This window comes from Novosphingobium sp. BL-A-41-Hi4A-0G, from assembly GCF_055521735.1.
The window spans coordinates 2617539-2631165 of sequence record NZ_CM145501.1 but is presented as its reverse complement, the minus strand read 5'-3'; the positions used below and the strand labels follow the sequence as shown (position 1 = coordinate 2631165).

10 protein-coding genes are annotated in these 13627 nt (G+C 64.9%); 7 read left to right on the top strand and 3 right to left on the bottom strand.

Annotated elements, in window-relative coordinates:
- The first annotated feature begins 65 nt into the window (after window positions 1-65).
- The 7 genes from ACZ1JX_RS12700 (at window position 66) to ACZ1JX_RS12670 (ending at window position 9932) form a co-directional block, all read left to right on the top strand.
- Entirely contained in the window at window positions 66-1751 is a 1686-nt protein-coding gene (locus ACZ1JX_RS12700) for a methylmalonyl-CoA mutase family protein (protein ID WP_465123911.1), read from the top strand.
- Between the two features lie 14 nt (window positions 1752-1765).
- On the top strand, window positions 1766-2200 hold the full coding sequence (locus ACZ1JX_RS12695) for a cobalamin B12-binding domain-containing protein (protein ID WP_465123910.1): 435 nt from the start codon (window positions 1766-1768) through the stop codon (window positions 2198-2200).
- 14 nt (window positions 2201-2214) lie between these two features.
- On the top strand, window positions 2215-3153 hold the full coding sequence (meaB, locus tag ACZ1JX_RS12690) for a methylmalonyl Co-A mutase-associated GTPase MeaB (protein WP_465123909.1): 939 nt from the start codon (window positions 2215-2217) through the stop codon (window positions 3151-3153).
- 20 nt (window positions 3154-3173) lie between these two features.
- On the top strand, window positions 3174-3944 hold the full coding sequence (locus ACZ1JX_RS12685) for an SDR family NAD(P)-dependent oxidoreductase (RefSeq protein WP_465123908.1): 771 nt from the start codon (window positions 3174-3176) through the stop codon (window positions 3942-3944).
- 83 nt (window positions 3945-4027) lie between these two features.
- On the top strand, window positions 4028-6154 hold the full coding sequence (locus tag ACZ1JX_RS12680) for a hydantoinase/oxoprolinase family protein (protein WP_465123907.1): 2127 nt from the start codon (window positions 4028-4030) through the stop codon (window positions 6152-6154).
- 11 nt (window positions 6155-6165) lie between these two features.
- Window positions 6166-8460, top strand: a complete 2295-nt coding sequence (locus tag ACZ1JX_RS12675) for a hydantoinase B/oxoprolinase family protein (protein ID WP_465123906.1) — start codon at window positions 6166-6168, stop codon at window positions 8458-8460.
- Window positions 8457-9932, top strand: a complete 1476-nt coding sequence (locus tag ACZ1JX_RS12670; protein WP_465123905.1) for an aldehyde dehydrogenase family protein — start codon at window positions 8457-8459, stop codon at window positions 9930-9932. Before ACZ1JX_RS12675 ends, ACZ1JX_RS12670 begins: the two co-directional genes overlap by 4 nt.
- A gap of 64 nt (window positions 9933-9996) precedes the next feature.
- Here ACZ1JX_RS12670 and ACZ1JX_RS12665 read toward each other — a convergent pair whose 3' ends face one another.
- The 3 genes from ACZ1JX_RS12665 to ACZ1JX_RS12655 are packed head-to-tail and all read right to left on the bottom strand — an operon-like array spanning window position 9997 to window position 13574.
- Entirely contained in the window at window positions 9997-11046 is a 1050-nt protein-coding gene (locus ACZ1JX_RS12665; RefSeq protein ID WP_465123904.1) for a zinc-dependent alcohol dehydrogenase family protein, read from the bottom strand.
- A gap of 39 nt (window positions 11047-11085) precedes the next feature.
- Window positions 11086-11904: an enoyl-CoA hydratase/isomerase family protein gene (locus ACZ1JX_RS12660; protein ID WP_465123903.1), complete on the bottom strand. Its 819-nt coding sequence runs from the start codon at window positions 11902-11904 to the stop codon at window positions 11086-11088.
- Entirely contained in the window at window positions 11901-13574 is a 1674-nt protein-coding gene (locus ACZ1JX_RS12655; RefSeq protein WP_465123902.1) for an AMP-binding protein, read from the bottom strand. Before ACZ1JX_RS12655 ends, ACZ1JX_RS12660 begins: the two co-directional genes overlap by 4 nt.
- Between the last annotated feature and the right edge of the window lie 53 nt (window positions 13575-13627).

Below are 13627 nucleotides of genomic sequence, written 5' to 3'. Positions count from 1 at the left end.
AACTCCAGGGGTCGAACCTGTCGACCCGGAAAACACCCAGGCATTTTCAGGAAGGACAGCTTCCGATGACAGATACCCACGCCAGCAGCACTGGCACCCACTACGCAGCGTGGCTGCAAACGCTGCAGAAGCGCTATGGCGAGCAGACCTTCGTTTCGCAAAACCGGTCGGGCACGCAAGTGCGTCCTGTCTATCACTCGGGCGACCTGTCCAGCGGCGAACTCGTCGATGCGCCGATGCCGGGGCAATATCCCTACACGCGCGGCATCTATCCGATCCATTACCAGTACCAGCCGTGGATGGACCTGCAGATCATCGGCTTCGGCACGCCTGCACAGACCCGCACGCGAATGGACCTTCTCAAGGAGGAAGGCGGGGTCAAGGGCTACTTCGGGCGAGAAGCCTACAACATCATCTTCGATATGCCGACCTCGATGGGCTACGACCCGGACTACGAGGCGGTGCAGGGCTCGATCGGGGATTGCGGCGTCTCGATCTGCAAGGCCAGCGACTACGAAGTGCTGATGGCGGGCAAGGACCTCGAGCGCACGACGCTGTCGATGGTCTGCAACGCGGGCTCGCCGCCGATGCTGGCGCTCTATCTTGCCGCCGCGCAGCGCATGGGCTTCGCGCTCGACAAACTGGGCGGGAACATCACCAACTATATCTGGGACTTTTTCGGCCACAGTGGCGGGGTCAACTTCTCGCCCAAGGGCAGCTACCGCCTGATCGCCGACATCGCCAAATACTGCAGCGTCCATGTGCCGCTGTGGAACACGCTGACGATCAGCGAACACAACATCTGCGAGGCCGGCGCCGACAACGTGCAGGCCGTGGCCTATTCGATCGCCGCGATCATCGCGGTGAACGAGGAATGCGTGCGGCTGGGGATCGATCCGGACGATGTTGTTCCGCGCTTCGGCTTCCACATGCGCTTTGGCGAGAACTTCTTCGAGGACATTGCCAAGACCCGCGCGCTGCGCCGCGTCTATGCCAAGGTCAACAAGGAGCGTTTCGGTTGCTGCAAGAGCGCCTCGATGCAGGCGCGCATCCACGCCCAGACGGCAGGATCGCTGCTGACCGTGCAGCAGCCGCTGAACAACCTTGTGCGCAATGCCTATGGCGCGCTTTCGGCGGTGCTTTCAGGCGTCAACAGCATGACCATCAACGCCTATGACGAGGCGCTTGGCCTGCCGACCGAGGAAGCGGTCACGCTCTCCCTGCGCACCAGCCAGATCATCGCCGAAGAGATCGGCGTGACCGACGTGTCCGATCCGTTGGGTGGCTCGTTCTACGTCGAGAGCCTGACCAACCAGATCGAGGAGAAGGTCTACGAGATCATCGCCGACATCGATGCGCGGGGCGGTCTGGTCGCCTGCATCGAATCCGGCTGGATCAAGCAGCAGGTCTCGGCCTCGGCGTTCAAGTGGCGCAAGGAGGTGGAAGACGGGATCCGGGTCATGGTCGGCGTGAACAAGTACGTCACCGAAGAGCCCGACATGACCAAGGTCTTCCAGCCCGATCCGGAGGCCGCGCGCCTCGCTATGGAGGACCTCGCGCGCCACAAGGCGCAGCGTGACCATGCCAAGTGCGTCGCCGCGATCAATCGCCTGCGCGAGGCATGCCTTGCGGTGAAGGACGGTCGCGAGATCGGATCGGTCATGGCCGCGCTGGTCGATGCGGCGAGTGCCGATGCCACGCTGGGCGAGATGCAGCAGGTGCTGTTCTCGGTCTTCGGTCGCAACAAGTGAACAAGGACAATGCCATGACTCCCCCTGCCCCTTCCGCCACGGTCACGCCGCGCGTGCTGCTGACCAAGAGCTTCATTGACAGCCACGACCGCGCCATCGCCACCATCGCCATGGCGCTGCGCGACGCAGCGATGGAAGTGATCCTGATCGACTACGAGACGCCCGAGGACGTGGTGAGCACGGCCATTCAGGAAGACGTCGATGTGATCGGCATCAGCTTCATGTCGGGCGGGCAGGTCCAGACCACCGAGAAGATCATGCAGATCATGCGCGACCAGGGCGTGGCCGACATTCCCGTGGTTATCGGCGGCACTATCCGTCCGTTCGATGTCGAGCCGCTTGAACAGGCGGGCGTGAAGTCGATCTTCCGGGGCGGCGCCAAGATGGCCGACGTGGTCGAAACCTTTTTCAGCCTTGCGGCCGAATACCAGTCCGTCCGTCAGGCCTGAGGACGGCGCACACGATGCCGCTTCATGACGACCTGCTCGAAGGCAAGCCGATCGCCATTTCGCGGGCGATTTCGGCGGTGGAGAACGAGTCTGCGGCAGCGGCAGACATCGTCCGGCTGATCCAGCCGCACCTCGGCCGCGCGCAGGTCGTCGGTGTGACCGGCCCGCCGGGCGCGGGCAAGTCGAGCTTGATCAGCGCGCTGATTACCGAGCTGACGGGGCGTGGCCGCAAGGTCGCGGTCGTCGCGGTGGATCCGACCAGTCCCTTCAGCGGCGGCGCGCTGCTGGGTGACCGCGTGCGCATGGCCACGCACAGTCGCAATCCTAACGTGTTCATCCGCTCGCTTGCGACCAAGGGGCACCTCGGCGGCCTGACGCGGATGACCAGCACCGTGGTCGACGTGCTCGACGCGGCCGGGATGGATGTGGTGATCATCGAGACGGTCGGCACCGGTCAGTCCGAGATCGGCATCGCCGACCTTGCCCACCTCAAGCTGGTGATCTGCCCGCCGGGCCTGGGTGACGAGATGCAGGCGATCAAGGCGGGCATTCTCGAGATCGCGGACATCCTTGTGGTCAACAAGGCGGACCTGCCGGGGGCCGAGGAGACGGCACGGCAGCTCGAAGTCATGCTGCACTGCTCTGCCGATCCTCGCGAGCGGTCGGTGATGCGAACGTCCTCGACAAGCGGCGAAGGCGTGGCGGAATTGGCCACCGCAATCGAGAGCCGGACACCCGCAAACGCCACGCTGCCAAACCGCACCTTCCGCACGCAGCGCATGCTAGGCGTGCTGGCTTCCACATTGGCGGGTCAGTTCGTGCGCGATCTGGCAGGGCCGGAGGTCGAGGCGATCTGCGCGCGCGTGCAATCGGGTGACCTCGCTCCGGCAAGCGCGGTGGCGCTGATGCTCAGGACATTCCCCGGCCTTGCGCCGGAGCCCCCATCCCACTGACAATCAAGGGAGTGCCGCACATGGTGCTGGACAAGTTTTCTCTGGCCGGACGGACCGCACTCGTCACCGGCGCTTCGAGCGGTATCGGCCATGCGCTCGCCAAGGGGCTTGCCGAGGCGGGGGCACGGGTGGTCTGTGCTGCGCGGCGCAAGGATAGGGTTGCCGAGCTGGCCGCCGAGATCGTGGCATCGGGTGGCGCTGCCACAGCCGTGGCGATGGACGTGACCGACAAGGCCAGCGTGATCGCCGCCTTCGATGAGGCCGAAGCGGCTTTCGGGACGATCGACGTGATCGTCAATAATGCAGGGACCAGTTCGCCTGCCAACTTCATGAAGATGGATGACGCGGCGCGCGACTTCGTGATGAACACCAATTTCAAGGGCGTTTGGGACGTGGCGCAGGAAGGCGCGCGGCGGCTGATCGCGGCGGGGAAGGGCGGCAGCATTGTCAATGTCTCGTCGGTGCTTGGCCTTGCCGTGCAACCGGGGCAGACCGCCTACTGCGCGTCCAAGGGCGCGACGATCCAGCTTACCCGGGCGATGAGTGTCGACCTGATGAAGCACGGGATCCGCGTCAACACGCTGGCACCCGGCTGGTTCAGGACCGAACTCAATGCCGACTACTTCGAGTCACCCGCCGGGCAGGACTACATCCGCCGGATGCCTGCCAGACGTCTGGGCGAACTCGAGGAACTCGTCGGGCCGGTGATCCTGCTGGCGAGCGATGCCGGGTCATTCGTCAACGGTGCGGTGATGGTCGTCGATGGTGCCCTCAATGCGGTTGTCGCCTGACGCAACGGGCTTGACAGGACAGCCCTCACAACGCAAAGTCTAATTATTAGACCAATAAACTTTATGTGCCGGGAGAGTGTAGCGTGCGATTCATTGTGGGTGTCGATATTGGCGGCACATTCACCGACTGCGTCGCGTTGAAGACCCTCGACGACGGGTCTCCGCCCGTCGTCAGGATCGGCAAGTCGTCGTCGACCCCGCCGGACTTCCAGACCGGCTTCATCGGCTCGTTGCGCGCCGCTGCCGACATGCACGGCGTGTCGCTGGAAGACATGCTGGCCAACGCACAGGTCTATCACGGCTGCACCGTCGGCACGAACGCGCTGGTCGAGCACAAGACGGCGAAGGTCGGTCTGCTGGCAAGCCGGGGCCATACCGATACCGTGTTCATCATGAAGGCCGGCAACCGGCTCAAATACCAGCCCGCAATCGAAATCGCCCACGTTGCCAAGCAGACCAAGCCTGCTCCGCTGGTCCCGAAGTCACTGTGCGAGGGGATCGACGAGCGGATCACGTTCGACGGCAAGGTCTTTGCCGCGCTGAACGAGGACACCGCCCGCGAATCCATCCGGCGCATCGTCGATCAGGGCGTAGAGGCCATCGCCATTTCGCTGCTGTGGTCCTCGGTCAATGACACCCACGAAAAGCGCCTGCGCGAACTGGTGCACGAGATCGCGCCTGGCATGTTTGTCTCGATCTCATCGGAAGTCAGCCCCCGCGTGGGCGAGTACGAGCGCACGATCGCCACGATCGTCAATTCGCTGATCGGCCCGCCGATGCGGAACTATCTCGAAGCGCTCGAAGTCGATCTCGACAAGAACGGCTATACCGGCTCGCTGCAGATCATGTCGTGCACGGGCGGCCTGATCGATGCCGACCACGCGCGTGAAGTGCCGGTGCTGACAGTGGGGTCGGGCCCGGTCGCAGGCCTGATCGGCGCGGCGAGCCTTGCCAAGGCGGCCGAAGTCGGAGGCGGGCGCAACGTGATCACGGCAGACGTCGGCGGCACCACGCTCGATATCGGCACAATCTATGACGGCGTGCCGGTCCGGCGTCCTACTGCCAGCTACGGCCAGTACGAGTACTTCGTGCCGACGCTCGATGTCCGCTCGGTGGGCGCAGGTGGCGGCAGTATCATCCGCACGGAAGGATCGGTTCTCAAGGTCGGCCCGCACAGCGCAGGCGCGCGGCCGGGGCCGGTCTGCTTCGGGCGCGGCGGTACCGAACCGACCGTCACCGATGCGGCGGTGGTGCTTGGCTACTACGATCCGGCCTACTTCTTCGGCGGCAAGATAACGCTCGATGTCGCGGCGGCAGAAGCGGCGCTGGCGCGCATCGGCGCTCCGCTTGGGCTCGACGGCAAGCAGACCGCAGCGGCCGCGCTCCAGATCATCGACAGTCAGATGGCAGACGCGATCTGGCTTACCCTGACGCAGCAGGGCCATGATCCGCGCGAATTCTCGCTCTATGGCTTCGGCGGCGGCGGCGGCTTGCACAGCGCGGCCATCGCGCGCGAACTGGGTGCCCGCTCCGTCGTCATCCCGATGAGCAACCTTGCGGCAGGCTGGTCTGCTTTCGGCATTTCCGCATCGGAAGCGCTGGTGACCGAACAGACCGCTATGAGCCTTTCGAGCCCATTCGATCCTGAAGAGATCAACGCACGCTGGCCCGCGCTGGAAGAGCGCGTTGCTGCCAAGCTGGCCAAGCAGGGCGTTCCCGCAGAGGCAGTGGAGTTCCATCGCTTCGCCGAAATGCGCTACCAGTTGCAGATCAACCAGGTGGCGGTGCCTGCCGAAAGCGGCACGTACGATGCGGCCACTGTCGAGCGGCTGGTCGCCACGTTCGAGACCGAATACGAGCGCCTCTACGGCAAGGGCAGCGGCTTTGCCGGCGTCGGCTTCGGCCTGACCAGCCTTCAGGTTCACGGGACGGCCAAGCTTTCCGGCTTGCGTCTCGGCGATCTCGTCCAGCAGGGCGGGGATACCACGGGCGATGCTGCGAAGAAGCCTCGCGACGTGATCTGGTACGGACGCGGCGGCAAGCCCGAGTCATCCGCAGTCTATGACGGCGCGCGGCTCGGTATCGGGTTCAAGGCGCAGGGGCCTGCGATCATCGAATTCCCCGATACGACTGTCGTCGTGCCGCATGGCTGCACTGCCAGCGTGGATCCGACCGGCAGCGTCGTCATCGATCTCCACGCCAGCGCCTGAGGAGAGTTTTCATGCAGACCGAACAAGCTCAGATCGACTGGAACGGGCGCACGCACAGCTATCGGCCCAAGCCCGACTGGATGACGCGCATTTCGCCGAACCTCCAGTTGCACACCGATTATGACGAGGACCTCGATCCGGTTACCTTCGAGGTGATCCGGCAGAAGCTGTGGACGATCAACCTTGCCCACGGTGACACGATCACCCGCATTTCGGGATCGCCCCTGCTCGCTTCGCTCGATTTCAACATGTCGATCCTGACCGAGGACGCCGAGGTCGTGGTCAACGCGCCCTACGTGCAGTTCCTCAATGCAGGCGCGCCGCTCGGAATCCGCTACATTCTCGAAACGCATAGCGGCAAACCGGGCATCGCCGAGGGCGACATCTGGTGCTGCAACGATCCGTGGATCGCCGCGTGCCATCAGATGGACGTGATGTTCACCGCGCCGATCTTCTTCGAAGGTCAGCTCTTCGGCTGGGTGGCGAACGCGGGTCACCAGTACGATCTCGGCGGCATCGTGCCGGGCGGCTGGCCCCAGAACGCCGAGGACGTCTATGCCGACCCGGTCGTGCTGACGCCGTTCAAGATGGTCGAGAAGGACGAGATCCGTCCCGAGATGGAAGCGCTCTACCTGCGCCAGTCGCGCATGCCCGATCTCGTGGCGCTCGACCTGCGCGCGCAGATTGCGGGCGTCGTGCTGGCGCGCGACCAGATCATCGGCCTGTGCAAGCGTTATGGCGCAAAGACCGTCAAGGCGGCCATGCGCCGGATGCTTGATCAGGCACAGGAGAGCTTCCGCCAGACCCTGCTCAAGGTGCCGGACGGGACCTGGACCGAGATCCGCTATCTCGATGAAGCCCTGCCCGGCCAGCGCACCACCCAGCGCACGCAACTGACGGTGACGAAGAAGGGTGATCGCATCACGATCAACAATGTCGGCACCGATGCCCAGACGCCGGGCACCAACGGCATTCCCTTCACTTCGTTCTCGGGCAGCATCACCGGCATCATTTCGGTGTCGATGCTCTATTCGCAGCTCTTCGCCTATGGCGGGTGCGAGCGGCAGATCGACTATGACCTGACGCCAGGCCTGCTGATGTGCTGCGACTACCCGACGGCGGTCAGCGGCGGCATTCTCCAGACCATCCCGATGATGAACGCGGTCCAGTCGATCCTCTCGCGCATGATGGCCTGCAGCGACGACTTGCGCTCTGATCTTGTTGCGCCGTGCGGCGACTTCATGCTGCCTGTGCTGATCGGCCATGACGATCGCGGCAAGTACTTCGGTCAGGCGATCCTCGACTCGTTCGGCTGCGGATCGGGCGCGCGCTCGTTTGGCGACGGTGTGGATTCGAGCGGTCCGACGTTCAGCCCGTTGTCGATGGTGCTCAATGTCGAGCAGATCGAGCAGTGGTTCCCGTTGCTGTTCCTTTACCGCAAGGAAGATGCGGACGGCGGGGGGCCAGGCGAGTGGCGCGGCGGCAACGGCATGCGCTCAGCGATCACGCCCTATCGCGCGGCGTCGATGACGGTCGTTACCAACTCGGGCGGCCAGTGCATCTCGGCGCAGAACTGCGGCGGCCTGTTTGGCGGTCTGCCCGCACCTGCGGGGCACTATCTGGTGTATTACGGCACCGATCTGCTCGAGCGCGTGCAGGCGGGTTCGGTTCCTGCGAGCATCTACGATCTCAAGGCCGATCAGGTGGTGCCGCTGCGGGCGAAGTCGAATGGTGCGCCGCTAGATAATGGCGACGTCATGGAGATCCGCACCGGCGGTGGTGGCGGCTATGGCGATCCGCTCGAGCGTGATCCGGCGCTGGTCGCGCGCGATGTTGCGCTCGGCTACACGTCGCTGGGTTCGGCAACTGACATCTACGGCGTGGCACTCACGGCTGACGGCGAAGTGGATGCGGCTGGTACCGAAGCGCTCCGTGGCAAGCTGCGCGGTGCCCGTGCCGGATGGAAGGCGTCGGGCATCAACGATGCCTCGCCGTTCACACCTGCGACCGGAGAGCCACCTCGCCGCGTTCACGCCTATATCGCCTCGGTCGATCAGGACGGCGAGCGCGTGCTGGCCTGCGACCGCTGCGGACACCGTTATTGCGGCCATGGCGGCGACTACAAGGCGGCGGCGCTGATGGAGGAGACCCCCGCGACGGTCATTCCCTCCAACGTCGATCCGGCGCACTTCTGTGATGAACCCATCGTCCTGCGCCGCTTTGCCTGCCCGTCCTGTCACGTGCAGGTGGGGGCTGAAGTCACCAAGGCGAACGAGATCGTCAAAGCGGAGATGATTTTCGCATGACCGGCACGCAACATCCCTTTCTCGATGGTCGCCCCAAGCGCATGCTCATTGGCGGCCAGTGGGTCGACGCCCTGTCGGGTCGCACCTTCGACAGCGTCAATCCGGCCACGGGACAGGTCATCGCCCAGTTGGCGGAGGGCGGCGCAGAAGACGTCGACCGCGCTGTTGCGGCTGCGCGTGCGGCCTTCGAGGGACCGTGGAGCAAGTTCAAGCCGTTTGACCGGCAGGCGCTGATGCTGGCCATTGCCGATGCGGTCGAGAAGCATTTCGACGAACTGTGCGTGCTCGAAACGCTCGACATGGGCGCGCCGATTGCGCGCACAAGCACCTACAAGCGCTGGATCGTCCAGGCTCTGCGCTTCTATGGCGGGCAGGCTGTGGCACTCGCGGGCGAGACGTCGCACAACAGCTTCCCCGGTGACATGTTCAGCTTCACCCTGCGCGCGCCGATCGGCGTCGTCGGCGGGATCATCCCGTGGAACGGGCCGCTGATCTCGCAACTTTGGAGCATCTGCCCGACGCTCGCCACAGGCTGCACGCTGGTGCTCAAGCCGGCCGAGGACGCGTCCCTGGGCGTGCTGCGCTTTGCCGAGATCATGCAGGAAGCGGGGCTGCCCGATGGCGTGATCAACGTCGTGACCGGCATGGGATCGATCGCCGGGGCACGGCTGGCCGCGCATCCGGACGTCGACAAGATCGCCTTCACCGGCTCGACCGTCACCGGCCGCCGCATCATCGAAGCCTCGGCCGGGAACATGAAGCGGGTGGCGGTCGAGCTCGGGGGCAAGTCGCCCGATATCGTCTTTGCCGACGCTGATCTGGACCGCGCGGTGCCGGGTGCGGGCATGGGCTGTTTCAACAACAGCGGGCAGATCTGCTACGCGGGCACGCGCATCTTCGTGCAGCGCCCGATCTACGATGAATTCGTCGAACGGCTTGCCGCCTTCAGCAAGACGATCCGCGTGGGCGACACGCTCGATCCGCAGACGCAGCTTGGTCCCCTCGTCTCGAGAAAGCAGCTGGCCAACGTCTCGGGCTATTTCGACCTCGCAAGGTCGGAGGGCGCGCTAGTGGCCGCTGGCGGAGAGAGGCTCGGCGGCGAACTGGCAGACGGGTTCTTCGTGCCGCCCACGGTTCTGGCCGGCATGCGCAACGACATGCGCACCGCGCAGGAAGAAATCTTTGGCCCGGTTGCCTCGGTCATCGCTTTCGACAGCGAGGAAGAAGTGGTCCGCCTTGCCAACGATACGCAGTATGGCCTTGGCGGTGCGGTCTGGACGCGCGACGTCGGCACGGCGCACCGCGTGGCGCGCGATGTCCGCGCCGGGATGATGTGGGTAAACTGCTACGGCACGACCGAGCCGACGGTGCAGTCCGAAGGCTATCGCATGAGCGGCTATGGCATGAAGGGCGGCCGCCGCCACGTGGAGGAATATCTCTATAACAAGACCGTCTGGATGAATCTGGGCTGAGGCCCTGCAAAGCCTCTCTTCATACTGATGGCCCGGAGGGGGTGAACCGCCGGGCCTCTTTTTGTCAGTTGAGGAAGACGCCCTTGCCGGCGGCCTGCTTGTCGAATGCCTTGTAGGCTTCTTCTGCCTGGTCGAGTGCCCAGCGGTCGGTGAAGAGCTTGTCCACCTCGATGCCGTGATCGGCGATGAAGCGGATGCAATCTGCCAGCTTGGCACTGTTCACTGTCCACGAACCGACGATGGTCAGCTGCTTGCGGATCACGTCGATGCTGACGTTTAGCGTCATCTCGCCACCTTCGCCGACGAGGCAGACCGTGCCCCAGCGCGAGGCGCAACGCACCGCCACAAGCCGACCGGCAGGCGAGCCCGAGGTGTCGAGCACCTTGTTCGCGCCCTTGCCGCCGGTGAGCGCCATGATCGCATCGACCGGATCTTCGGCGCTGGCGTCGATGGCATGCTGTGCACCGAAAGCCATGGCCGTGGCAGCGCGCTCGGAACTCACGTCGACCGCGATGACGCGCGCACCCATGGCGGCGGCGAACTGGGTGGCGGAAAGGCCGACCGGTCCTTGCCCGACGATCACGATGGTGTCGCGCGCCGAGAGATCGAGCCGGAGCAGCGCACCGTACGCCGTGCCGGTGCCGCAGCTGACCGCAGCACCGGTCGAAAACGAGACTTCCTCTGGCAGCGCGAACACGGTTTCCACCGCAGCGCGCATGTAGGGCGCGTGGCCGCCATGGCCTGTGACACCGTAGATCACGGCGGTGCGGTCGCACATCTGGGTCCAGCCGCTGCGGCATTCGGGGCAGGTCATGCAGCCCTGGTAATGGTGCAGCGTGACCCGGTCGCCGACCTTGGCGATGCGCGGATCGACGTCCTTGCCGACCGCCGCGATCACGCCGCAAGGCTCGTGTCCGGCGATGACCGGCTCGCCGCTGTCCATGAGGCCCAATGCCTTGAAGGCGGCCCCTGCGGGCGGGCGATAGAGCTTGAGATCACTGCCGCACATGCCCGAGGCCTTGATTTCCAGCACGACATCGCGCGGGCCGGGGGTCGGGTCGGGGAATTCGATGAGTTCAAGGGTGCTGTCGCCGGTGAAGACCACGCCGCGCATCGTTCGTATCCTCTCTCTTTTGCCTGTGTCCAGTTACGGTCAGCGCCCGGTGTAGACCGGGGGGCGCTTTTCCATGAAGGCGCGGGGGCCCTCCTTGGCATCTGCCGTGGCTGCGTTGTCCTTGGTGCACTGCGCCTCGATCGCGAAGGCTTCGTCGAAGGGCAGGCCGTTGGAGCGCACCATGGCTTCCTTGGTCTTGGCGAGCGCCATCGGCGCGCCGAGGCTGATGCGGCGGGCAAGGTCCTCTGCCACGGCCAGAACCTGATCAGGTGGGACGACGCGGTTGACGAGGCCCATCGCCATCGCCTGCTGCGCAGTCACCGCTTCGCCGACAAGGGCAAGCTCCATCGCCATGGCCCACGGCACCTGTCTGGCCAGCCGGACCAGGGAGCCGCCGCCTGCGATCAAGCCACGGCGCACCTCGGTTACCCCGATCGTTGCCGTTTCCGACATCACGCGGATGTCGGTCGCCAGCACGAACTCGGCCCCGCCTGCCAGCGCATGGCCATTGATCGCCGCAACCACCGGCTTGAAGAAGTTCGCGCCACGCAGGATCGCCCTGTAGAGCTGCTTGCGGTCCTGCGAGAATCGCTCTTCCCATTCGCCGACCGGCTGGCGCGTGCGCATCATCAGCGGGATCACGCTGCCAAGGTCGCCGCCCGACGAAAAGGCCTGGTCTCCCGCGCCGGTGACGAGCGCGACACGGATCTCGCGGTCTTCGGCCACGTCCTTCCAGATGTCGCACAAGCGCACGAGCATCTCTGGCGAGAACGCATTGCGCTTGTCCGGCCGATTGAGCGTGATGCGGGCAATGCCGTCCCGCTTCTCGTAGAGCACATGCGGTGCGGTTTCGGTCATGCTTGCTTCTCCGTTGAAAGCTGTTCGAGCCACGCGATCATGCGCTCGGTCACGCCCGGTCTGTCGGCCTTGCCATTCGGACCACGGCCGATCGAGGCGACTGGCATGATGGCCCGGGGTATCTTGTGTCCGGCGAGCTTGCCGCGCAGGTGCGCGAGCAGGGCCGCCTCGTCGACATGCGTGCCGTCGCTGGTCTCAACCGCTGCCGTGACCATCTGGCCGAACCTTTCATTCGGCACGCCGACGACCAGGGCATCGGCAATGCCGGGGAACGAGACGATGGCATCCTCGACTTCCTCGGGAAAGACCTTCTCTCCGCCGGTATTGATGCTTGTCGAACCGCGTCCGAGCAGCGTGATCGTTCCGTCCGCCTCAACCCTGGCAAGATCGCCCGGCACCGAGTATCGGATACCGTCGATCACCGGGAAGGTCGCCGCTGTCTTGACCGGGTCCTTGTAGTAGCCGAGCGGAATGTGTCCGCGCACGGCGAGCCGCCCCTGCACCGGATCGCCGGGTGCGAGCGGCTTGCCATCATCGCCGATCACGCAGGCGTTGCGCCCCAGCTCGAAGCGCGCCGGGCCGTCCTTGCGGCGGTTGGATGTCAGCGCACGGCCCATGCCGCTTGCCTCGCTTGCGTTGAGGAAATCGATCAGCAAGGCGTCGGGGGCGTGGACGAGAAGGCGTTCCTTCACCCCTGCGCTCCACGCCATGCCCGATGAGGAGACCACGCGCAGCGCCTTGAGGTTCCAGCGCTCGGGCGCATTGTCGAGCGCGTCGACCATCGGGCGGCAGAAGGCATCGCCGACGATACACAGATCGGTGACTCCTTGATCCGTCATCGCGTTCAGCAGTGCTTCGACGTCAAACGAGGTGCCGGGCAGGGTCACCACGGTGCCGCCGCGATTGAGGATCGTGGCCGCAAAGACGAAGCCGGTGCCGTGCATGAGGGGTGCGGCCGGCAGCCCGACAGTGGACTTTGCACCCTCCAGTCGCGCGCGCACGTGGCCGTAGTCGGCAATCTCCGGGTCGCGGGTGGTGTTGGAGGCGAGGTAGAAATCGTGCTGTCGCCACATGACCCCGCGCGGCAGGCCGGTCGTGCCGCCGGTATAGATCATCACCTGATCGTCGCCCGACCGGTCGGCACTGCCGATGTGCCGCTCGGCCTCGCGATGGGCTGCGTTTTTATAGGAGATCGCCCAGTCGGGACACTGTGCCGTTCCGTCGTCGACGAAGAGCCACGCCTTCACCGTGGGACAGCGACTGCGCAGGGCCTCGGCCTGATCGAGGAAAGCGCCTTGGAAGATTACCGCAGCCGCATCGGCATCGGTCCAGAGCTGGACGAGCTCCTCGCCGGTATAGCGGTAATTGGTGTTCACCGGCACCAGCGAGACCTTCAGCGCCGCAAAAGCGCCTTCCATGTAGGCGGGCGAATTGTGCAGGTAGAGCGCGACCTTGTCCTGCCGCTGCAGGCCCGCTGCCAGCAGGGCTGCGGCAACGCTATCGGCGCGGCGGTCCAGTTCGGCCCACGTGATTCGCTTGTCGGCATGCGAGAGGGCAATGCGGTCAGGAAGCGCATCAGCCACGGCTTCCCAGACGCTTGCGAACGTCCATTCCGCATTGCGGACTGCGCCTTGCCGGAGCGCCGGATCTGACACTTCACTCGCTTGCATCTTCGCCTCTCACCATTGCAGCGCTTGACCACTTCGTTCTATGGTCCTACTTT

Bases quoted from the DNA above. Each gene is read 5' to 3' on its own strand.
- ACZ1JX_RS12665 (WP_465123904.1), bottom strand. From the start codon at position 11,046: ATGCGCGGCGTGGTCTTCACCGGCGACAGCACCCTTGAACTCATCGAA.
- ACZ1JX_RS12660 (WP_465123903.1), bottom strand. From the start codon at position 11,904: ATGACCGAAACCGCACCGCATGTGCTCTACGAGAAGCGGGACGGCATT.
- ACZ1JX_RS12685 (WP_465123908.1), top strand. From the start codon at position 3,174: ATGGTGCTGGACAAGTTTTCTCTGGCCGGACGGACCGCACTCGTCACC.
- ACZ1JX_RS12695 (WP_465123910.1), top strand. From the start codon at position 1,766: ATGACTCCCCCTGCCCCTTCCGCCACGGTCACGCCGCGCGTGCTGCTG.
- meaB (WP_465123909.1), top strand. From the start codon at position 2,215: ATGCCGCTTCATGACGACCTGCTCGAAGGCAAGCCGATCGCCATTTCG.
- ACZ1JX_RS12655 (WP_465123902.1), bottom strand. From the start codon at position 13,574: ATGCAAGCGAGTGAAGTGTCAGATCCGGCGCTCCGGCAAGGCGCAGTC.
- ACZ1JX_RS12700 (WP_465123911.1), top strand. From the start codon at position 66: ATGACAGATACCCACGCCAGCAGCACTGGCACCCACTACGCAGCGTGG.
- ACZ1JX_RS12670 (WP_465123905.1), top strand. From the start codon at position 8,457: ATGACCGGCACGCAACATCCCTTTCTCGATGGTCGCCCCAAGCGCATG.
- ACZ1JX_RS12675 (WP_465123906.1), top strand. From the start codon at position 6,166: ATGCAGACCGAACAAGCTCAGATCGACTGGAACGGGCGCACGCACAGC.